At 56.6% G+C, this 19,893-nt stretch carries 22 protein-coding genes; 8 read left to right on the top strand and 14 right to left on the bottom strand.

Going from position 1 to position 19,893, the window contains the following annotated elements; genetic code table 11:
* The gene (locus P1M51_RS19380) at positions 1–897 is read left to right on the top strand and encodes a DNA primase (RefSeq protein WP_276249207.1); all 897 of its coding nucleotides are present in this window, start codon (positions 1–3) and stop codon (positions 895–897) included.
* Positions 894–2,399 carry a primase-associated protein gene (locus P1M51_RS19385; protein ID WP_276275380.1) on the top strand — a complete coding sequence of 502 codons (1,506 nt, stop codon included), beginning with the start codon at positions 894–896 and terminating at the stop codon, positions 2,397–2,399. The genes P1M51_RS19380 and P1M51_RS19385 overlap by 4 nt, the downstream gene beginning before the upstream one ends.
* 780 nt (positions 2,400–3,179) lie before the next feature.
* Here P1M51_RS19385 and P1M51_RS19390 read toward each other — a convergent pair.
* From P1M51_RS19390 to P1M51_RS19405, 4 genes are all read right to left on the bottom strand, one after another.
* Positions 3,180–3,653, bottom strand: a complete 474-nt coding sequence (locus P1M51_RS19390) for an SRPBCC domain-containing protein (RefSeq protein ID WP_276275381.1) — start codon at positions 3,651–3,653, stop codon at positions 3,180–3,182.
* The gene (locus P1M51_RS19395) at positions 3,650–3,985 is read right to left on the bottom strand and encodes a helix-turn-helix transcriptional regulator (protein WP_276249204.1); all 336 of its coding nucleotides are present in this window, start codon (positions 3,983–3,985) and stop codon (positions 3,650–3,652) included. The genes P1M51_RS19390 and P1M51_RS19395 overlap by 4 nt, the downstream gene beginning before the upstream one ends.
* Positions 3,986–4,286: 301 nt before the next feature.
* Complete coding sequence (locus P1M51_RS19400; protein ID WP_276275382.1) at positions 4,287–4,520, bottom strand: hypothetical protein; 234 nt, start codon at positions 4,518–4,520, stop codon at positions 4,287–4,289.
* Positions 4,521–4,616: 96 nt separating this feature from the next.
* On the bottom strand, positions 4,617–6,326 hold the full coding sequence (locus P1M51_RS19405) for an MBL fold metallo-hydrolase (RefSeq protein ID WP_276275383.1): 1,710 nt from the start codon (positions 6,324–6,326) through the stop codon (positions 4,617–4,619).
* Between the two features lie 198 nt (positions 6,327–6,524).
* Between P1M51_RS19405 and P1M51_RS19410 the strand changes: the two genes are divergently transcribed.
* The 4 genes from P1M51_RS19410 to P1M51_RS19425 all read left to right on the top strand — a co-directional run bounded on the left by P1M51_RS19410 (position 6,525) and on the right by P1M51_RS19425 (position 7,889).
* On the top strand, positions 6,525–6,815 hold the full coding sequence (locus P1M51_RS19410; protein ID WP_276275384.1) for a hypothetical protein: 291 nt from the start codon (positions 6,525–6,527) through the stop codon (positions 6,813–6,815).
* Positions 6,815–7,141, top strand: coding sequence for a hypothetical protein (locus tag P1M51_RS19415; RefSeq protein ID WP_276275391.1), 327 nt, complete (start codon positions 6,815–6,817; stop codon positions 7,139–7,141). The genes P1M51_RS19410 and P1M51_RS19415 overlap by 1 nt, the downstream gene beginning before the upstream one ends.
* 95 nt (positions 7,142–7,236) lie before the next feature.
* Positions 7,237–7,602, top strand: coding sequence for a helix-turn-helix domain-containing protein (locus P1M51_RS19420; protein WP_276275385.1), 366 nt, complete (start codon positions 7,237–7,239; stop codon positions 7,600–7,602).
* Positions 7,599–7,889 (top strand): type II toxin-antitoxin system PemK/MazF family toxin, encoded by a 291-nt coding sequence (locus P1M51_RS19425; RefSeq protein WP_276275386.1) that lies wholly within the window; start codon positions 7,599–7,601, stop codon positions 7,887–7,889. Before P1M51_RS19420 ends, P1M51_RS19425 begins: the two co-directional genes overlap by 4 nt.
* 843 nt (positions 7,890–8,732) lie before the next feature.
* On the opposite strand, the gene P1M51_RS19430 is transcribed toward P1M51_RS19425, so the two are convergent.
* The 6 genes from P1M51_RS19430 to P1M51_RS19455 all read right to left on the bottom strand — a co-directional run bounded on the left by P1M51_RS19430 (position 8,733) and on the right by P1M51_RS19455 (position 13,569).
* Positions 8,733–9,095, bottom strand: coding sequence for a hypothetical protein (locus P1M51_RS19430; protein ID WP_276275387.1), 363 nt, complete (start codon positions 9,093–9,095; stop codon positions 8,733–8,735).
* Positions 9,096–9,120: 25 nt separating this feature from the next.
* The gene (locus P1M51_RS19435; RefSeq protein WP_276275388.1) at positions 9,121–9,366 is read right to left on the bottom strand and encodes a hypothetical protein; all 246 of its coding nucleotides are present in this window, start codon (positions 9,364–9,366) and stop codon (positions 9,121–9,123) included.
* A 518-nt stretch (positions 9,367–9,884) separates the two neighbouring features.
* The gene (locus P1M51_RS19440; protein ID WP_276275218.1) at positions 9,885–10,436 is read right to left on the bottom strand and encodes a hypothetical protein; all 552 of its coding nucleotides are present in this window, start codon (positions 10,434–10,436) and stop codon (positions 9,885–9,887) included.
* 22 nt (positions 10,437–10,458) lie between these two features.
* Entirely contained in the window at positions 10,459–11,481 is a 1,023-nt protein-coding gene (locus tag P1M51_RS19445; RefSeq protein ID WP_276275219.1) for a hypothetical protein, read from the bottom strand.
* Positions 11,478–13,001, bottom strand: coding sequence for a LamG-like jellyroll fold domain-containing protein (locus P1M51_RS19450; RefSeq protein WP_276275220.1), 1,524 nt, complete (start codon positions 12,999–13,001; stop codon positions 11,478–11,480). Before P1M51_RS19450 ends, P1M51_RS19445 begins: the two co-directional genes overlap by 4 nt.
* Before the next feature lie 286 nt (positions 13,002–13,287).
* The gene (locus tag P1M51_RS19455) at positions 13,288–13,569 is read right to left on the bottom strand and encodes a hypothetical protein (protein ID WP_276275221.1); all 282 of its coding nucleotides are present in this window, start codon (positions 13,567–13,569) and stop codon (positions 13,288–13,290) included.
* 56 nt (positions 13,570–13,625) lie between these two features.
* Here P1M51_RS19455 and P1M51_RS19460 point away from each other — a divergent pair, with 56 nt between their 5' ends.
* Positions 13,626–14,153 carry a hypothetical protein gene (locus P1M51_RS19460; protein ID WP_276275222.1) on the top strand — a complete coding sequence of 176 codons (528 nt, stop codon included), beginning with the start codon at positions 13,626–13,628 and terminating at the stop codon, positions 14,151–14,153.
* A 637-nt stretch (positions 14,154–14,790) separates the two neighbouring features.
* Here P1M51_RS19460 and P1M51_RS19465 read toward each other — a convergent pair.
* The 3 genes from P1M51_RS19465 to P1M51_RS19475 all read right to left on the bottom strand — a co-directional run bounded on the left by P1M51_RS19465 (position 14,791) and on the right by P1M51_RS19475 (position 16,025).
* Positions 14,791–15,153 carry a hypothetical protein gene (locus tag P1M51_RS19465; protein WP_276249191.1) on the bottom strand — a complete coding sequence of 121 codons (363 nt, stop codon included), beginning with the start codon at positions 15,151–15,153 and terminating at the stop codon, positions 14,791–14,793.
* 72 nt (positions 15,154–15,225) lie between these two features.
* A complete protein-coding gene (locus P1M51_RS19470) occupies positions 15,226–15,591 on the bottom strand; it encodes a DUF86 domain-containing protein (protein ID WP_276275223.1) in 366 nt (121 codons plus the stop codon).
* The gene (locus tag P1M51_RS19475; protein ID WP_276275224.1) at positions 15,591–16,025 is read right to left on the bottom strand and encodes a nucleotidyltransferase family protein; all 435 of its coding nucleotides are present in this window, start codon (positions 16,023–16,025) and stop codon (positions 15,591–15,593) included. The genes P1M51_RS19470 and P1M51_RS19475 overlap by 1 nt, the downstream gene beginning before the upstream one ends.
* A 552-nt stretch (positions 16,026–16,577) precedes the next feature.
* Between P1M51_RS19475 and P1M51_RS19480 the strand changes: the two genes are divergently transcribed.
* A complete protein-coding gene (locus P1M51_RS19480; protein WP_276275225.1) occupies positions 16,578–17,474 on the top strand; it encodes an OB-fold nucleic acid binding domain-containing protein in 897 nt (298 codons plus the stop codon).
* Between the two features lie 1,586 nt (positions 17,475–19,060).
* Here P1M51_RS19480 and P1M51_RS19485 read toward each other — a convergent pair.
* Complete coding sequence (locus tag P1M51_RS19485; protein ID WP_276275226.1) at positions 19,061–19,858, bottom strand: IclR family transcriptional regulator; 798 nt, start codon at positions 19,856–19,858, stop codon at positions 19,061–19,063.
* Positions 19,859–19,893 lie beyond the last annotated feature (35 nt).

The raw sequence follows: 19,893 nt of genomic DNA on the forward strand, positions 1-19,893 counted from the left end.
ATGGCCCTCTCATGGCGAGAGGCGACACGAGAGGAACTCCACACCTACTACACGGAGGCGTTTCCCGAGTACGTTGACGAACTCCCCTCATTCGTTACCGTCGATGGGCCCAGAGAATTCGCTATTGCGTTTCGTGAGGGATACCCGATCCGGAAGCAGGACGCTCCGGATCGGTCGTTCATTCGCCGCAATACGTGGCAAACGAGTCGGTCAGGCGACCGGACAGTGCAGCAGTTCGAGGCGACTGAGAACTTCGTCGAGTTCATTCAGCACCCCGCACGGTACGACCCCGCTCAGGGCAGTGCCTACGCCCTCGCCGATCCGGACCTCTTGGATCGACCGGAGCCACGCCCCGACGCGGTCTACTATGCGCTCGATCACTGGGATCGGCCGTGGGTGCTCGCAGTCGATATCGACGCGAAAGACATCGCCGCAGAGCGCGCTTCCCGTGAAACCACCACTGGTGAATCAACCGACGATGTCGAGACTGAGCAGCTTCGAGCCGCCGGGATACTCGACAGCCCCCCTGAGGGATATCCCTACTCGTTCGACGATATCGAGCAGGCCCTCGACTACGGCTTTGCAGTCCAAGAGATCTTCGAGGATGACTTCGCGGCCGACGAGACGATGGTCGTCTACTCGGGCCAGGGCTGTCACGTCTACCTGCTCGATACGGATCGCGAACACCACTACGACGAACAAAGCCGCGAGGTCATCAACGACCTGCTGCTCGACGAATATGAGATTCCCATCGACCCAGTCGTCACGGCCGATCGACGCCGGGTAATGCGGCTACCCTACTCGCTACACGCCGATGTCTCGCGTGTCGTCCAGCCCATCGACGGTCCAGGATTCGACTTCCGAACCGAGGCGACGCCCAACTTCCTTGACTCATGAGTCGAGACACTCCAGTAGACGACGAGTATACGGCGTACCGAGTGGCCGCCCTTCCACGGGACGAAGGCGAGTTCCAGCTCACGCAGCTGTTCGAGCGTGGGTATCAGCGCTGGATGGTCGATGGCGAGCAGCAAACGGAGAAGATGCTTGCAGATATCGAGCGGTTCACCACCGAAGCGTTCGCGCCGAGCACGCGAGAGCAGGCAGCCGAGCGCCCCTATGTGGACGATCCGGGAGCGCTAGCCATCCTCACGACGCTCGGGGCAGTCTGCATCATGGACCATCCGAAACTCGCGGATACGCCGTCCCGTCATCTCGCGCTCCTCGGTGATCTTCGCGAACTCTACGTCAACAATATCGGGTCGCTCGTTCGCGAGTACGATGACTGGTCGCTCCATCAGGAGATCGCCGAAACCCTCTACGCGAAAGCACCCGGCGAGGACGGCGTCCATCCAGGACGTGTCTGTACGGACATCACGACCCGTCCTGAGTTTGGCGAGGGGTACTATCTCGAAATCCCACTCGTCGCCGCCTCACGAAAATGTCTGGCTCGTGCAGAGGGCGATGAGAACCAGCAGGGAGAGATTCAGGCCCACATCGCGGACAACCACCTGTACGTCCCCGTCTCGGATTTCATGGAGAAATACCGCGAGTACGCAGAAGACGCGTTCGGACGTCTGCTCGCGGTGCAAGAAACGGCGCTGACTGCAGACCAGCGGAGCTGGCTCACCGCGAACGAATCAGCGATCACCGACCGCATCGACCGGTTCTTCCAGGCCGGGCAGACCCACCGTGTGTGGGAGAACTGGAGTCGGCAGAAGCGCGATATCCGGACGATCATCAACGCCGTCAAAGCCGCGGACGCCGACACTGCACAGCTCGATGAGCCGCAGACAGCACGAGATCTGCACGAGGCGCTGGAGGGGTACGAGCCTGACCGGACGTGGGAACGGCATGCCTGTAACTCCTTTTCGACGCCACGGAGTCTGGGGAACACCCTGACCGCGATGCAGAATCACGCGAGCGTCTCTGTCGAGCACAAGTGGGAGAATCGCTATACGCTCACCGAGTACAGCGATGGGGCGCGCCCCATACACGTCGACGGCCTCGAGGACTTGTTCGAACTGCCCTGTCTGGCGGCGATGGACGACCGTCTCCACGAGAAGAAGCCTGTTCGGAAGGATCTGTTCAATTTGGTGCGGATGGCGTGGTGGCTCCCCCAGTACCGGGACGCGAGTACGGAGGAATTCATCAGCGACGTGAAAGCCCTGTTCTCGCGGTGGTCCTGGTATGACGACGAGGTGACGGAGTACCAGATCCGGTACGAACTCGACAACGATATCGGCGGTGAAATCCCCCTCCCGATGAATTGTGCGAATGATGATATGCAGCGGTACTGCATCGGACGTGACCAGTGCCCCTACTCGATCTATGGGAGCCTTCCGTTCCCAGAAGAGATGTACGAGCAGATCGACGACCAGCCGAAACACGCGCCGCAGTAGCCGGTGTGGAACCACCCTATCTATCAAAACTCAAACTCACTCTACTCATGGCTAGTCCGCTCCCCATGAGGTCCGTTTTGCAAACACGATGTAGGCGTTCTATCCAGTAAGAATAGCAGCGTGAGCCGTTCTCCACCCTTCGTTTTCATATAGAACGAGTGATGGTTTTCATATACGATTGGAAACATGATTCGGGCGTCTGACCGCAACTCCGTAATTCCTCGGTGAGAGCGTTGGATACTGTGCATATACCATCTCGTGGGTTCGAACTCGTTTGCAAACACGATTTGAGGGGACGAGAGGACCCCTAAGCATGTCTCCAAGTGTCTACGTTTATTATCACCCTGCCTGTACCTCGCAAATCGTCCAAAGAAAAGGTGGGGTGCAGGGGGGAGAATGGATGGTGTGTGCAAGGAGGACGAATCAACCGGGTAGCGATGACTGAAATCACAGACCTATCAGCAGTCGTATCTAAACTGATGCGACGATATCTGGAACTGGACTGTCGGTGGTGGGGGAGAGCGTGAGCCAAAGAAGTACAGAGGAAATGGCAGTTGGACCTGAGCGAAATACAGCCGCTGTCTTTCGGTTGAATGTCCAGCCACTATCCTGATAAGTTGGTTGTGCGTGGTTGCTCTCTGCGCCGCTCTGAGTGGTGGTGACCACCACGTGAGTGGCGGTGGTGACGGCTGGCGCTGACACCGGGACTGTCTTCCCTCACGGATTCCGGTCAGCACCAAGCACTGCGGTGTGGGACCTTCGGCCTGGGCGGCGACTGACCTACTCGGCTTCCGGGTACTCGACCAGACGGGCCAGGTTCTCCAGACTCATGCCCCACCCGGTGGCTGCGTCCTCTGCAGGGATCGGCTTGGGGATGCCCTCCTGGCGTACGGTCACCTTGGTTCCATCCGCAACTTCTTCGAGGGTGATGGTCACGGTCATTTCGCTCTGCATCTCGGGGGTATCCGTCTCGAATTGGTCTGTCTGGACGATACGCTCGTTGGGCACCAGCTCGACGTATTCGCCGCTGAAGCTGTGCTCGTCACTCTTGTCGAGCGAGGTGAACGTCCCGCGGTACGTGCCACCGACCTCACCGTCGGCGTGGTCGTATCTTGCGGTGTAGCCTGCCGGCGGCGAGAACTTCGCCAGCGCGTCGGCGTCCAGGAACGCCTTGTAGATGCGCTCGGCCGGTGCCTTGATCACGCGGCTCACTTCGATGCTTCCAGTCTCCGGTTCGTTAGGTTGGTCGCTCATGGCTGATCGTCTTCTTCGACTTCTTGCGCGATGGCCTCCAGCGTGTCCTCCCAGAAGATCCGGTATTGGACGATCCAGGAGAAGGCTTCGGACAGGGGCTTGCCCTGGAGTGCGCACCGGCGCACTCGGCCGTCGCGGGTCTGCTCAAGCAGCCCAGCGTCTTCCAGCACGCGCAGGTGCTGGCTGATCGCGGGCAGGCTGACGTCGTGGGGTTCGGCCAGCTCACTCACACTTTTCTCACCCTCCGAGAGCTGCTCGATGAGCGAGCGTCGGGTGGGGTGAGAGAGTGCAGCAAAGACCGCGTCCAGGTCAACGTCAGGATGCTTAAGCATCTTCTAAACTATCGCGTCCACTATACTTAAGCATTTGCTTAAACGAGAATAGAGGCCAAAATTCTGACCCCGGCCAACGTTCAAGCATTCCACGTGGTCCGGACGTGACGAACCCCCCTGCTGAACTACTTCTGGGAAGGCACCCGATCCAACCACTCTCTCGATTCCTCTGGTAACTATGCACCCTGTATCTTGCACCCCCGTTCTATCAGCTACAAGAAGTGTGCCAACCGAATCTCTGGGTCATCCGCGAATCCCTATGAGAAGCGGCATACAGAAAAGCGAAGTAGGCCTCGCTCCGTCAGATCCTCGATGGCAGCCGCAGTTCGTCATCGACTTCGTAGAGATAGCCCTTCAACAACAGCTGCTCGATGTGCGCTCTCGCGTCGGCACGTTCGACGCCCTGCTCCATGAGATGATTGACGGCGTCCTCCCGGGTGAGGACCTCGTCGTTTTCCGCTGTGTCGAGGTACTGCTCGATGTGATCGAGTGCAGCTTCCTCGCCGGAGTTGATTGGCGTCCGCGACTCCCACATTGGTCCATATACGAGGACGACAGATTAGGAATTTCTGGTCGCCGTCACTAGACTGTGACTCCCCGCTGATGCGTCACGCAGAGACAGCTACGTATCTTAAGCCGACTGATTGTCATCCCTCTCTGAGTCTAGGCCGTTGAGGAGACGGACGCGGAGCCGCTGGCCGTGTTCGAGATGGCCCGGTGGACCCTCAAGGCGGAGCAGAATCGCCCCATCACCAGCATCAACGACGCGGGCGTCGATGTCGTGGCCCGTGACTGCCGATTCGATTCGGTCGAGACGGGCATCAATCCCTGACAGGACGGAATCGATATCCGGGTCACCGTCAGTTGTTGGTAGCTCACCAGCCATCCCGTCGGTCATCACACGACCTGTGGAAGGCACCGGACTGTCAGTCGCTTGCTGCGGAGCAGGCGTTTCACTCGACGCGTGCTCGGTGTGTTCTACTGAAAGCCGGTCACGAAGCGCGGTCAAATCGAGGCCTTCCGTGCCGAGATCAACATCGTCGAGTCGCGTTACCGTCGGGAGCGGTATCTCCGCGTCCGCAATCGCATCGCCAAGCACTCCGCCCATCGTGGTCGTCCCGGACTGCACCCGACGCTTCGTCGACTCCGTCACCCACGGTGGCGGTGTCCAGCCCGACTCATCCAGAAGCGTGTAGCAGTCCGTGTTATCGGTGACCCAGACATAACTGGCGTACTTGTCCTTGTACTGGTTCGCAGCGGCGCCCTGTTGATGTGTAATCACCACGTGGACCGGAGAGAGTGCCTCGACGACGTCGTCGATCGTTTTCGGGATGGGGTGATTGCTGAGCGAAAAATGATGGGTCGTACACGCCGCACTCGTCACCGGGGAGCTTCCGCCATTGATGAGCTGAACGAGCGTCGCACCTGGGTCGTCCGCGATCGTCTCGAAGAGCCGCTTGGCGCTCCCGTCGATCGGTACCTCTGGCCCTGCGATCGTCACCCCATCCGCTTCCAACACTGCCGACGGGTCAGCAAACTCGGGGGTCGTCGAGACGTTCGGGACGCTGTAGTCAAGCCGGTCGTAGAGCTTTGCCACGTGGCCAACAAGCCTGATCGAAAGCCGTTCGTCCCACTGCTCGGCGAGATGCCCGAGGAGATACGCCACCTGCAGCCCGGTCAGGCCACTGGCTGTCGTGAGAACAGTCGAGCCGGCCCAGACGCGTTCACAGATCGTTCCGACAGCATCAGTGAGTGTCGCTTCGAAGTCCTCGCTCGTGGCGGCCGTCAGGACGAGAACGTCGACATCCACGGGGAGGTCGAGATCGAAACCCGGATAGCCAGCAGTACGACGGGTCGTGAAATCGCCGGTGACGAGAATCATTCGGCGCTCGTCGTCGGCAGTGACCTCGAAGAGAAAGCCCGCAGCCCCCGGCGTGTGGCCAGCTGGAACGGGATGGACGCGGAGGTCAGGAACGATCTGCGTCCACTCATCAATCGGTTCCAGCTGCTCGAGGACGCGATCCGTATTCGAGAGGTCGTAGTGGTCCGCACCGGCCGCGAAGACGTCCTCGAGGATGGTGGCCGTATCGGTGGCGGCGTACACTGGCGCACCATGTGTGAGGGTGTCGCCGAGCGAGTGATAATGATCGAGATGAGCGTGTGTGAGACAGACTGCCGTGAGATATTCGTTGGCCGCTTCGTCGAGGAGCTCATCGATTGCGACGTTCTGTCCAGCATCGACCAGCACACAGACTGTTTGGTCGGGAAGTAACCCATCAATCCGGAGGACAACCGACTCGCGCCCGGCGTACGGGTTCGCGTGCTGGAACTGGATCTCCATCGATGTCTCCCTCTTCAGAGCCCGACAGTATATATCATCACCACGACGGTGGAGCAAACCGCCGTGCAGGTCTGATGAGGTGCAACGACCGAGTCGGAGGGTCGCAGCGAGTCCTTCTGGATTTCGATATCGTTAGTGATGTTTATCGGCGCCAGGAGGCGCGAGGCGCACTTACGATCGTGCCTCGCGTGAGTTCCTATGACTGGTCCAGACATACTCGACGACACTGCAGCCGATCACGAGCGGCTCGAAACCGAACTTCTCGCACAAGACCGGGATGCAGCCCGGGTGGTGACAGCGGATATCGACGAGACGACGGCGCAAAAGCTCGTCAGTGACCTCGTCGACGATGGCGTCGTGACGGCGGTCGCCGAACAGCGAGTCCTCGTTCACGAACCAAGTACCGAAGCCTTCGACTCAATACGACAGCTAGCTGTCTTCCATTGTGGCTGGTCGGCGGCCCGCGACGGTCACGAGGCAGACGAATGATACAGCAGACGCTGTCCGGCTGTGCTTTCTGTGAAGCAGTGCCCGGATCCACGACGGGAGTAGCGCATACGTGGGGGAAAGACGACCGAATCACTCACCAGATCTGCGTCGACTGCGCCGTCCAAGAGCATCCCGATCCCGACGAGCGTGATTACCACGCCTGCGATGGGTGCGGGCTCGTGGTCGACACGCTCACTGCACTGACGCGATTCCGTGTTGAACTCGGGCATCTCGAAGGGCCGGTGCAGCTGTGTACTCGCTGTAACCCCGGTGGGCCCGCGACGTACTGGACGCGGGGCCTCGAGACGCACGTCGTCGATGAATAGCCCGCTCGGCCCACCACTCCCAGTCAGTCAGCGAGAACGAACTGGCTCAGAAATACGTCGATACATCTAATACATACAGCGACAAAGCAATACATATGCCCATCGACATCGAGACGTTCGAATCCTCCCCCGAGGACCACCTCCAGCACTCCGGGGAGACGAACGCTGATCGCGTGATGCGATTCCTCGCTACCCATCCTGATCAGGCGTTCACGCAGAGCGAGATCCGCGATGCAACCGACGTCAAAGCCGGGAGCATCAGCGTCGTCCTCTCCCGACTCGAAGATCGAGGGCTCGTCCGGCACAAGGGCAACTACTGGGCGCTCGGTGAGGCCGACGACGTCGCCGCGTACACCAGCATGCTCGAGAGTACGCGAGCGGCCAACGACCGCTTCGGCGAGGAGGACATGGACGAGTGGTTGGAGCACGCCGTCGACGACGAGGACGAGGCGACTGAATGAGCTACCAGCGCGGGGATGTCGTCTGGGGACCCGATCCGTTTAAGTCGGGTGAGAACCCGCGTCCGTGGCTGATCCTCAACAACGACAGCCATCCGTTCGGTGATGAGGAGTACATGACGGTCACGCTGACGACGACGCCCCACGACGAGGGGGTTCCCCTCGAAGACGGCGACTGGGTTGAGGGTGGGATGCCCAGGCAGAGTTACGCCTCGCCGTGGACAGTCGCGTCGCCGAAGCACGCTGCGATCGTCCGGCGGCAGGGTCGAATCGACGAGCTGAAGACGTAATCTCGGACCCTCCAGCCGACACTCGATAGCGAGTGGCGTCTATGGAGTGAAACTCGCCTCAGCCCCAAACAGATTGAACGCATCGTGCTGCGAGAGGAAGTCCTGGGTGACCTACTCATCGCCCTCGTTGAGTTCGTTTTCAGTTACCCAATTTCCGTCAACATACTGTAAATAACAGGAGTACTACGAGACAAATCACTGGAAAGAAATGGTTTCTACTGTCTTCAATTTTTTAAGATCCTATTGCATGAATAAAAACACTCTCACTCTGTATCTATCGACATGAATACGACGCGACCACGCCACCCGGAGGACTGGGGTAGCTCGATACTTTGAGACCGACTAAGGTTTGATCGTCGCAATTGGCACTCGCCCACGCGAAGATTTCGCTCTTGTTAGTGGACACGACGACTACGAGGGCACCGTTTTGAGGGAAGTTCTTGATAGAACTCTGGTTTTCCTGGCCTGGTTCAAGTGTATACTGGCCTCGAAATTGAGCCGACTCCGTAAAGTCAATTTTTGTCACCGTACGCGGGCCTGTATCGTGGTTAGATAGCCCTTGATCGATTTCAGAATCAACAATCGTCCCGTCTCGATATTGGACCTTCATAGAAGCTGGGAGTTCAACAACGTAGACTTCGAATGTGTTGTTCACGTTCGCTGAATTGTTGACGACGAGTTTGACCGGCTGCTCTTGTTCAGTAGAACCACTGAACGGTGTGGTACAACCCGCTATGATGAAGAGAGTAACGAGGCAAAGTACTGGAAGAAAACGCAGAACGGACATATTCATTGTTATATTGTGGTGATTTTTACTACGTTCTCTATTCTCTTAATCCTAGTTCAGATTGGGGCTAGTGAGCCAGGAAACAACGGGTTCGATAATTGATTCCTGACAGCATCCGCGGTAGTCTGGGTTCCATCAAGCTCATAATCCATTACCGGATGGGGCCCAGACCCCGATCTAAATGCGGTCTTATAGCCCCACGATCCCAGCCTATCGAACGGCGTGTACAGAGTGAAACTCGCCTCAGCCCCAAACAGATTGAACGCATCGTGCTGCGAGAAGGGGCCTTGGGTGACCCACTCGTCGCCCTCGTCAAACTCGTTTTCGTCTCTCAAGATCCCGCCCACATTCAGCGTGTGAGCCGGATAGACGCTCGCGTCCCAGACTCGAACGAGCCGGGCGCCGTCGGCCAGTAGCATAACCCACGAGAGATACGCCGGGAGCTTAGAAGAGTCCGCCCTCACAGTTGTACGCCGATCCCGGCCCGTACTCGAACAGGGTGACGTCCAGGAAGACCAAATCACCGTCACAGTGAGCAGTCACATACGAGATGATTTCGGCCTCGTCCCGGGAGATGACGACAACCACGGCGAAGTCCGCGGGGAGTTCCTTGACGGAACTTCGGTTCTCCTCGCCGGGGGCGAGGGTGTACCGCCCGTGCAGCCGGGCCGAGTCGGGCAATTCAACCATCCTGAAGGTGTGATTATCGCCTGGATCATGTGCGCCTAGTCCCGGGCTAATGGGCCCCGTTGCAGTAAGCCCGTCATCACGTCGCTCCGTTACATTCGCTGGGAACTCAACGACCCAGACCTCGAAGGTGTGCGTCACGTTCGCCGAGTTGTTGACGACGACCGTGACGGGCCCCTCTTGCCCGGTCGGCCCGAATGGCCCAAGGGTGCAGCCCGTGAGGACGAGGAACACGCATACGCACAGGATTGGGAGAGGACGCATGAGAATATTACCTGTCGCTGTGGTTGGTGGGTGCTTCGTCGCGAAGTTGCTTAACCTGTGTCATGGAAGCGATGGGAAGAGGGGGTCCGATAATGTATTCTCGACAGTCAGGGCAGAGAGGATCGCACCATTTTCATTATGGAACAACAGTGGATGGTCACCAAGCCCGCTGCGAAAGAGGTTCGCGTACCCCAACGACCCGAACGTGATGTGGGTGGCTGTGAATGGTGGTGAGATGAGGTTCATCATCGAGTCACTCAGAAGAGCCCTCCCTCACAGTTGTATGCCGATCCTGACCCGTACTCGAACATGATGACCTCCACGAAGACCAGGTCACCGTCACAGTGAGCTGCCACCAGCTCCCGGACGCGGTCACCATCATAGATGACCACGACAACTGTAGACCCCGTCTCGAACTTCTCAATGGAACTCCGATTGAGGTTCCCCGGATCAAGAGTATACCGGTTGTGGAGCCTAGATCGGTTGGAGGGCAACTCGATGGATGTGACGAAGCCGTAATCATCATCGAGCTTGTACGTGCTTAGTCCCGGGCCTGGTGACGCTCTATCGACCGTTCCATCTTTCTTCCGAATGCGGACCTCTTTATTGATTAATTCTCCCTCAACCACCCACACCTCGAACGTATGCGAGGTATTCGCCGAATTGTTCACGACGACTGTAACTGGCCCCTCTTGGCCAGTCGGGCCGAGGCTACAGCCTGCGAGCACGACGAGGACGCCCAAACACAGCAGCGAGAGGAGACGCATGTTTCTGCCTTTATTGACCTCCGTCTTTGTTACGGTCTTCATTCTACTCTCACGTACTTGCATATCATGGAAGCGGTGGGAAGAGGGGCTTCGAGAGTGTGCTCTCGAGTGTTTCGATCGACAATATCGTCCCAGGATCACTAAAGTCCAGTAGAGGATGGTCACCATGCCCGCTGCGAAAGTGGTCCCCGTACCCCAACGATCCGAACGTCTCGAAGGGTGTCCGCCCGAGCAAGCGGCTATCTAACACGAACTCCCCGAACGCCGTATCCTGCGTCACCGGCCCATCCCGCGTCCACTCGATCCCTTCCCGAAACGGCCGCTCGTCTCGCCAGAGCCCACCCACGTACAGCGCGTGGGCGGGATATCGACTTGCGTCCCAGACCCGGACGACCTTTGTCCCGTCGGCCATCACCACGACATCCAGGAACGCGTAAAACGACGGGATGTTTTGCCAAAACAGCAGTACCGCCAGCGGGATGTTCCCGGCGAACAGTTGGGCGAGCGTATACCCATCTTTCAAGGCGACGATGTAGGGGTCGTTGCCCCCGAGGATGATCGAGGCACGCACTCCCTCGACGGTCCCGCCGCTGCCGTCCGGCACGGTCACGAGCTCGTCGGTCGTGTACGGCCCCTTCACGTTCGCGGGGAGGAAGTTATCGGCCCCATCCAGAGAATCCAAGATAGTGACGAAGAGGGTCGACTCGCCGGGACCACCCTCTCGCGTGATCGACGAGACCGAACTCGGGTTCTGCATGCTCGGGTCGTCGTACAGCGCGTCGTACTCGCCATTGAGGACTGTCCGGCCGTCCGTGTCGAAGCCGATCTCGACAGCTGTGTTGATCCGGAAGTTCGGGAACGGGTCAGTGTACTCCTCGAGAGTTTTACTCCCAAGGGCGGTCGAGATAGTACTGGGCAAGCTCTGTCTGTCATCGCCGTGGAACCCCTCGTCCAGAAAGTCGGGGATGGCGCTGTTTCGTGCTGTCGCGGTGGGATCGTTGGGATCACCACTGTTCTCGTTATGTCCGAAGATGGACGTAACTACGTTCGCCTCCTCGGTGATATCCCAGGGTACTGGGAGGGTCATGGTGATCCCCCATGGAACCGGAAGGTCTCTCCATCGATCGTCACTTCGCAACTTTCATCTGCCAGAATCTCCGCCTGATAGGGAACCTGGGTGCCGTCCTGATGATTGAACGTTCCCTCTCGAAGCGAATCGGTCTGCGTCTGGACGATTGTGTCCACACAGGGACCGTAGGTTCGCGCGAGCGCCCGGCGTTTCCGGGACATCCGCGTGACAGCGACATCATCCGGATTGTCGGTCAGGTGGACGTTATCAACGTAGACCACCCCGCTGTAGTCGAAGCCCGACCCCGGCGGGTAATCTTCTGGATACCACACGAGTTCCAGCTTGTCAGCCGAGGCGAGCTTCGTCGCACTCAATCCGCTCAGATCCCACGCGATTCGGCCGCCGAGCCGCTGTGCGACCGTCATCTCAGGAGATTCCTCGACACCACCCGGATCGGTGTGATGATACCGGAAGCGGAATGTGACCGCCGACTCCGAGTTCTCGACCGATGCTGGAAGCACATCGGCCAGCAAGCACGGATAGTTCACGAAGTCAGCCCGGTAGGTCGCCTGCTGGGTTTCGATGCTCGGCTCAGGGTCGCTATTAACGCTCACCTTGAGTGCATACTCACCCTGACTGACGCAAGCAGGCTGCTGGGCTCCACTTACTCGGCTACACTGATTCGTGCTGTTCGCCGTCCACCCATTTAGTCCGTGTTCGAATCTGCCGAGTGCCGTCGTCTTCACGAGCTTCCAGGTGTCATAGTACCGGTCGACGGAACTGGCCGCGGGCAGGAAATAGCCGAAGCCACCGCTCACCCAGGTCGTATCCGAGGCCGTAAGTTGCGCTGTTTGGGTCCCCGAACTATCGAAGTGCGTAATCGTGAACGTACCGTCAAGCCCCCACTGGACCTCGATTCGGTTCCACCCGACGATCGAGAACGCCGCCGTCGAACTCGCGAGTTCTGTCCACTGAATTCCATCATGGACATAGAACCGGAATTGTCCCGCCGATTCGAGGCGAATCCGATACTGTTCGCTCTCTGGTTTGTCGTTGGCGTCTCCCTGTGCGCCGAAGATGACGAGGTGTTGATCCGTGTTCGCGGTATCTTGATAGAACCAGAACTCGAAGGTATCTCCCGCCTGAGGGGCCTGCGGAATCTGGGCCGGCATTGCAATCGCGTAATCGGAGCCGCCATTCCCAGCCTTCGCCCGGAAGGCGTAGCCACCCGAGTGAGTGGGACTTTGCACCAGATCGAACGCAGTGCTGTCGTCAGTCGTGTATTCGGCGAGCGAGCCATCGTCGTAGTCGTCGATGACCGTGATTGCTGCGGCTGCAGGCTTCGATGTTGCTGCGAGGAGGGCACTCCCGCCTCCGATAAATCCTGCAGTGAAAACACCAGCTGTTTTTAAATAATGACGTCGCTTGAGCGGAAGCGGTTTTCCGCTTGTCAAGAGGGAAGGAGTCTCAGACCGATGTCCATCGGTGGATTCGGTTTTATCGGGTGTGTGGTCGGCCTGATTCTGCGAATTACCCATCTTCTAACACCAAACTCACCAAAAACCTCAAAATACATATAATTATGTATTTTCTATAATTCACTCTATCCAACTATTCTTCAACTCGATACAATCAAACGAGTCACCGCTTGGGAGTGACCCATTACTGGTTGCGCCCGACACCCGGACTCGGTCTGTCGGCACATTCGGTGAACAAACGCCGAAACAACCGAACGTCGGGTGCTGACTGCACCCTCTGTATGTGTCACGCTTCCAGTCATAGTCTGATCGTTTCAGCAGAGCTCACGGCCTCACTCTCTCACGATCAGATCGTCGTTGAGCGACGTTCTACACGCCCATCGGTTACCGCGACGGCGTCTTTTGCTTCCAGCCGTCGCACAATCTCCTGTACGTCCGCTGCTGGCCAGTCGAGTTCCTGTTGCAGGTCAGCCACCGACTTCGGGTCGTCAAGCGCGTGCAGCACTTCGAGCTCCTCGTAGACGCGCTCAGTGATCTCGGCCACGGGGTCGTGCAACGGGGTCGTCACGTTGTGTTGTTCCGTGAGATCGGCCAACGCTTCGTTCACGGTCTGACTGTAGACGGTCAACTCACAAATACGCCCTACAGACAAGATATATGTGTTTGGGCCGCGAACGAACGAATATGAGTGACGATCGGTCGCCAACGGTTGACGCCGCAGAGCAGTGGCGTACGGACCGAACGACCTTCCAACGTGTCTACGATGTCCTCGTTGGGACGGATGAGCCGGCGTCTGCACAGCAGTTTGCAGAGTGGGCAGACTGCTCCGAGAATGGAGCCCGACAGGCACTCCAACAACTGACCGAGATGGGTATTGCAGACAAAACCGACACACGGCCTGCAACCTACACCCGTAACACCTCGTACCTCCGGTGGAAGCGAGTTGAACAACTCGCCCGTGAGCAGAGTCCGAGTGACCTTCGGGCACGGGTTGAGGAACTCATTTCAGAGGATCAGAGCTTCCAAGCAACCTATGGTGTCCCAGAGCCGGACGCTGTGGTCACGACTGAAACGGCGGTAGCTGATCACGAGATGCTTCACCAGCAGTGGGAGGACCTCTCTGACTGGCGGACCATCCGCCGTGACATTCAGGTCATCCAGCAAGCAGTCCACCGTGCAGAAGCACTGCGCGACGACCGAGCACGAGTCTGACCCGTGACCGAACGGACAGAAGGGCCAAGCGGCCCACTCGACATTCCAACGCTCACTGTGTTGGCACAGCGGGCGGCGACACACCCACTCATCACCGAGTGGCAGTTTCGGCCAGATTCACTCAGTCCACGTCTCCTCAAACTTCAAATCGATCCAACCCAGTACCCAGCGTCACTGAGTGGTGTGCGACTTGACGTCCGATGGTTCGAAGGCGGAATGTATTCATTCCACTATCTAGAGACTGCGTCGAATGAAACATGGCAGTGCCGCTGGGATAGACATCCGAAGCCACACGCGCCGACTGCTCACTTCCATCCACCCCCGGACGCAAATGACCTCGTTGAGCCCTCACCTCTCGAAGCAGACCACCACCTCGCGGTTCTGTTTGCTGTCCTTGAGTGGCTCGAAAAGCGAGTGAGTAAGCACCACGACATCTCGTGACACTCAGATCGTCACCGGAGGAGCGATGAGGTCGATATCTTTGGTCGTTTCCTTGAGTCCACGAAACGCCATCGATCCACCGCCGATAAATCACTTCCGTAAAGATGGGCTCGACGATTGAACCCCGGCGACTTCACGGGTGACTCACGGAGACTGAAGTGAGGCTTTTGGACTGAGATACGAACTAACGACGGACTTAATCGATAGCTTCAGCCGCTGTGATGTTTTTCGGACCAATATAGATTAGCAGGCTCTCTGGCCCGGAATAGTCGAACGTGTGAGTAAGCTGCTTGCCTTCCGATCTCGCAGTAATGTTGTATACTCCATGCCCGCTGTTTAGGCTGACTTTCTTGTTTTCTCTTCCGTCGACAGTATAGGTGTCATCAGCGATTGTCGAGTTGTTTTTCGTGACGGTCAGTGAAACCTCTGTAGATTGGTTCTGTTCATTGTACAGATATATTGTCGGGCCGGAAGGGTCATTGGATCCCCCGATACCGCCTATACAGCCCGCCAGTGAAACAGTACTAACCAGCAGCAAGCCGATTATGATTTTCTTCATATTCGTTACTACTATTTATTTTCATGATATGGTTTGTGGAATAATATATGTGCTGGTAACTAAACACCTCACTCATGACATTCCGAGGTTATAGACGACCTCTTGATTCACATCACCATACCGGTGGGTGAGGATATTCCGAAATCCGACTGCTTCTTCCAGCTGTTCCTGGACGTCGTGTGAGATAATATCTGCATTCCCGAGCGACTCAATCTCCTTTTTTGCGGTCCCACTGGGTGAGAGCCCCTCCGACGCGCGAATATGCTGGGCGAGGTCGATACAGGACTGAATAAGATTCATGAACGTCCGCTCAACCGCTCGCTGGACGATGATCTCGTCAACATACGCCGCCTTCGACAGTCCCCGCATTTGCTTCAGGTCATTCGTGTACTCGTTGATGTACCGGAGCTTGTCAACAACAATATCCTCGTCGACCACTAGACGTCACCACGAGCCAACCGATCGATGAATTCCCGTTGTTCTCGTTCTCGCTCGCTCGCACCTGCAGTATACGCTGCGTCGACGTGCTGTTTGTACGCGGTAATGACCGCTGGATCACCACTGATGCGAATCCCATCCCTGAGCGCAGCGTGCGCAACGTGCGTTGGCAGCAACTCGATATCGCTCACGTCGACGAATCTGTCTGCGTATGCTTGGAGGTCTGCGTCGATACGGTTGCGTCGGCGGAACCGCTCGGCTTCGGACAGGTCATCCGGGAACTGGAGGGCAATATCGACATCCGATGTCTCCTCTGCCGTTCCTTTCGCATGCGACCCAAACAGCACTGCGGAGATGACCTCGGTTTCATCGAGATAGTCCCTGATTCCTTCGAGGTCGATTGTTTCGACAGCGAAGTCGTCCGGTTTGGGCATACGAGTACTTCACGGTCTTGGGTAATATATGTCCGTACTCTCTGGCAATCGGTACGGCTCGCCCCGCTCGCCGCGTTCCGCCTTCCGGTGAGCAAAGCTCACCGTCGTCTCGTTCGCTTCGCTCACGAGCCCTCCGCGGCGCTCGCGACCGACCATTCCGGGCTGTCGCGGTCTCGTTCCTCCGTCACTCGACCGCGTTCCGGGCTAAAGTGCATGTGCCCTCGACGCCTGCATTAAGCGCGTTTTCGGTTGCGCCCCTCGCGGGCCGGACACGAGAAACGGCTTAACGCTGGCCGCTCGCTCCGGGCGGGTCGTTGTCGCACTCACTCCGCTCGCGCGACAAGCCTCACCTCGCTGCGCTCGGTGAGACGGCGCGCGGTGCTGGTTGATTGTCCGCCTCAGACGCGCTCTCGCTCGCGCCCCAAGGGGCGCTTGCGAAGGCGCGAGCGAGAGCGCATAGATGGGTCTGTCGGTCGGTGTCGTCGAAGAACCGCGATGTAATGGCATCGCGGTGTCGGGCGCTGAGCGCCTTCGGAACTAGGTTGAGTTCCAATGTCAAGTAAGAACGTTACCACTGATGTAGTTTCGGTCGACGAACAGGCATTCGAAAACGCGGACGAAGCGGCGGTCGACGAGGACGGCTTCGAGGTCGTCGATGAGACGCCGGCATTCCAGGCGACGGTGCAGATGGAAGTTCAGGCAAAGGTCGATGCGAACCACCCGGACGGGATGGTCGACACCAGTGACGAACGGATCTATGGGGCGACCCTCGAACAGGAAGAGCGCATTCGGGCGCGGGAAGCCGAACTGGAGCGCATCAGTGCCCAGGCAGAGCTGGGGACGCAGGACGGTCGGGAGAAGCGGACGCGAGACATCGCGGCGAAGCGGAGCGTTGAGCGGCGTGCAGCGTTCCAGAAGCGGGCGGCGAGCGTGAACCCGTGGGCAGACCCGAAGCGAGGTGATCCCCGTGCAGAACTCACGCAGGAGCAGTTGGCGGCGGTGAATAAGCAGTCGATGCGGCTGTCGAAGAAGCTAGATGGCTGGTCGCGAGCGGCAATTGGTCGGCGGCTGGGTGAAGCCGTCGTCGGTGGGAAAGACCTGATGAGCGCGGTCGTCGGGGTGTTCGAGGAGTTGCAGACGGCGCCCGGGACGGTGGTTCCCATCGGGAAGCTTGAGGACGTCAATCGTAAAGAAGTGAGCATCGAGGGCCGTGTGACGCAGCTTTGGGAACCTTCCAGTCCGAGCATCGCTCAAGTTGGGCTCATCGAGGACGAGAGCGGTCGTACAAAACTGACGAGCTGGAAGGCGTCGGATGCTCCGTGGATCGAAGAGGGCGAGCGCGTGCGGATTCACGGGGCGGCGAAGAACTGGTATAACGGGCGCGTCTCAGTGGCCCTCACTGGGTGGAGCACCGTGATGTTCCCCGAGCGCGGTCGGTGGTGGGAATAGCCAGTCTTCGCACCCTTCTTTTTGCTAAGTCCCGAACCGACCCGGACCCCACCTCCCCACCCTCCGCTCCGTGCTCGCTTCGCTGCGCGCGCAGCCACGACCTTGTCAGGACGTATCCAATCTTTTTTCATGGTCGGGATGTCGTAGCCGCAAAATGTATCATATGTTGTTCAAATTGCTGGATGTCTTCTCTGGTAACGGAATCGTTGCTTTGTGCGAGGTCTTCTAGCCCCAAGCACCAATCCTCGAATGCTTCTTTGATTCGGAAGACTGTGAACGGATTAGGTCTCATTTTATTTGGAGTTCGTAGTCGTTGTCGATCAGTCTCTGGGAGAAGTCCCAGTCTCTTCTCCAGGTAATTGTATCTTCGTCGAATTCGCGTTGACAATCTCACTGAATTTCAGGCAGAAGAGGTGGAGGAGCGTGATTTAATCCAGTGACAAGTCCGGTGCGGTCAGACGTAGTATATACTAGAAATTCGTTGCTGTCCATCGAGAACCATTTCCATGTTCGTTCACTGTCTAGGGAGGAGGCACACCGGCAACATCTCTTGGTAGAATTGGAATGTAATCGGAATCTCCGGATACCGGTAGAATAAGCAGGATATCGATAAAATACTTGTCCAAAACATTTTGATTGTTTTCCTACTTGTTTGATTTGTTGGGAGAGTAATCACTAGAATATATATTTTTAAATAAAATGGTATATTGTTTTTCTCTCTGAATCTAATTTAAATTTTGTATTTTATGCCTATTTTATTGGTGTAGCTTAAATAATATCGTATATTAACGGTGTATCAAGACATTTAAATTCCAGAAATTCAAATGGCACAATAAATTTGTCATATAATTTGTCAAAATATAGAAAATTATGGGTGTCAATGCTAGCACGTATCGCGGATGCAAACAGGCGACTGTACGGGCGTTTTCTTCAAGCAGTGTGACAATAAGATAATCCGCGTACTCATCGAAGTAGTCCACCAACTGTGAAGTACGGACAACGTCAAACGCTCCAAGTGGGTTGAACACCATGAGTGGCACTTCCTCGGGTACCTCGTTAATAAGATACACTGCAAGCCCGAACACGAGACCCGACACCTGTCGATCTGACTCCCAAAGGGGGCAAACAGGAGCCATCCTAACTCACTCCCGCGTCGCTCGTTTGGCTCAGGTATCCCTTGTTTGTACTCCGATAACGCTCCTTCGTACCCGAGAAGAATTCTCCGATTTCGTCCTCTGTGAGGTTCGCGACAGACGTTACAGCAGTATGAATCAGCCCCTACAAATAAAAATTTGTAAATATCAAAACCAATATTTTCAGATAAAATGAAAATTACAACCATACTTTTGTAAAGGATTGATGGAGTGCAGATACGCACTATCTCCAATTTTCCAATTGGAGGCTTGCTGAGTCGAGGTGTGAGTGCGATTTCTCACCGTAGAATCACGCTCCCAAATCTATTAATTGTAGACAGAATGCCAAGCTAACTACACCTACACATCAATAATTACTCCCGGCCCTCCAATGAAATTTGTTATATACAAAACCAACGGGTTTTCGGTCGATATCTTGCAGTTGGATTGTACCTATTCCCTATAGAGCTCCCCAGTCTGAACGTTTACTTCGATAATATTTGCTGCTTCCATTACCGCCTCGGGATATTCTTCGACGAAGGTATTTCTCTTCAATCGACTCGATGGGGCGGAAATACTGATCGCTCCGATCGGGTCTCTCTGAGAGTCCAAAATTGGGGCCCCCACTGCTCTGATTCCAATAACAGCCTCTTGTTGATTTACGGCAAATCCGCGTTCTTGAATTGTTTCCAGTTCGGCGGCGAGTTTGTCAGGGTTGGTGATCGTATTGGGAGTTTTCGCCATTAGACCGTGCTTGTCGATGATATTGTTGACCTCTGAACGTGGTAGGTGAGCAAGAATCGCCTTCCCGCTGGCCGAATAGTGAAGATAGCGATCAGAATTTTCTCGATTTTTAATGTAAAATTCGATCCCGACGGCATCTTTTCCGAATGATTCGTAGAGAATCACTTCGAGTCCGTCGTCTTCGATGATGAGGTGGACCGATTCACCTGTCTTGTTGGCCAGGTTGTCTACTACTTTACGTCCATGTCTGTAGAGTGTATTGTGGTTCTTGACGTACTCACCAGCGAGGACAAACCGATATCCAAGGTAATACTCGTGAATGTCTTTGCGGACCAGACAGTGGTCCTCAAGCGTCGAAAGGTACGTATGGACTGTCCCCGGAGATAACCCAGTCGCCTCTGCAATTTCTGTGAGTGTCGCTCCGTCGTGGTCTTGTATCGATTCGAGGAGCTCCACTGCTCTGTCCACGGATTGAATCTTGCGTGGTTCGTTAGTGGTGTCTTCCATAGTATGAGCATCAATAGCATTTGCCATAATGGTTT

This window comes from Haladaptatus sp. QDMS2, from assembly GCF_029338295.1.
Classification (GTDB): Archaea; Halobacteriota; Halobacteria; order Halobacteriales; family Halococcaceae; genus QDMS2.

Bases quoted from the DNA above. Each gene is read 5' to 3' on its own strand.
- P1M51_RS19410 (WP_276275384.1), top strand. From the start codon at position 6,525: ATGACTGGTCCAGACATACTCGACGACACTGCAGCCGATCACGAGCGG.
- P1M51_RS19385 (WP_276275380.1), top strand. From the start codon at position 894: ATGAGTCGAGACACTCCAGTAGACGACGAGTATACGGCGTACCGAGTG.
- P1M51_RS19400 (WP_276275382.1), bottom strand. From the start codon at position 4,520: ATGTGGGAGTCGCGGACGCCAATCAACTCCGGCGAGGAAGCTGCACTC.
- P1M51_RS19390 (WP_276275381.1), bottom strand. From the start codon at position 3,653: ATGAGCGACCAACCTAACGAACCGGAGACTGGAAGCATCGAAGTGAGC.
- P1M51_RS19380 (WP_276249207.1), top strand. From the start codon at position 1: ATGGCCCTCTCATGGCGAGAGGCGACACGAGAGGAACTCCACACCTAC.
- P1M51_RS19430 (WP_276275387.1), bottom strand. From the start codon at position 9,095: ATGCTACTGGCCGACGGCGCCCGGCTCGTTCGAGTCTGGGACGCGAGC.
- P1M51_RS19435 (WP_276275388.1), bottom strand. From the start codon at position 9,366: ATGGTTGAATTGCCCGACTCGGCCCGGCTGCACGGGCGGTACACCCTC.
- P1M51_RS19450 (WP_276275220.1), bottom strand. From the start codon at position 13,001: ATGGGTAATTCGCAGAATCAGGCCGACCACACACCCGATAAAACCGAA.
- P1M51_RS19405 (WP_276275383.1), bottom strand. From the start codon at position 6,326: ATGGAGATCCAGTTCCAGCACGCGAACCCGTACGCCGGGCGCGAGTCG.
- P1M51_RS19485 (WP_276275226.1), bottom strand. From the start codon at position 19,858: ATGGAAGACACCACTAACGAACCACGCAAGATTCAATCCGTGGACAGA.
- P1M51_RS19445 (WP_276275219.1), bottom strand. From the start codon at position 11,481: ATGACCCTCCCAGTACCCTGGGATATCACCGAGGAGGCGAACGTAGTT.
- P1M51_RS19480 (WP_276275225.1), top strand. From the start codon at position 16,578: ATGTCAAGTAAGAACGTTACCACTGATGTAGTTTCGGTCGACGAACAG.
- P1M51_RS19465 (WP_276249191.1), bottom strand. From the start codon at position 15,153: ATGAAGAAAATCATAATCGGCTTGCTGCTGGTTAGTACTGTTTCACTG.
- P1M51_RS19440 (WP_276275218.1), bottom strand. From the start codon at position 10,436: ATGAAGACCGTAACAAAGACGGAGGTCAATAAAGGCAGAAACATGCGT.
- P1M51_RS19420 (WP_276275385.1), top strand. From the start codon at position 7,237: ATGCCCATCGACATCGAGACGTTCGAATCCTCCCCCGAGGACCACCTC.
- P1M51_RS19425 (WP_276275386.1), top strand. From the start codon at position 7,599: ATGAGCTACCAGCGCGGGGATGTCGTCTGGGGACCCGATCCGTTTAAG.
- P1M51_RS19475 (WP_276275224.1), bottom strand. From the start codon at position 16,025: ATGCCCAAACCGGACGACTTCGCTGTCGAAACAATCGACCTCGAAGGA.
- P1M51_RS19395 (WP_276249204.1), bottom strand. From the start codon at position 3,985: ATGCTTAAGCATCCTGACGTTGACCTGGACGCGGTCTTTGCTGCACTC.
- P1M51_RS19460 (WP_276275222.1), top strand. From the start codon at position 13,626: ATGAGTGACGATCGGTCGCCAACGGTTGACGCCGCAGAGCAGTGGCGT.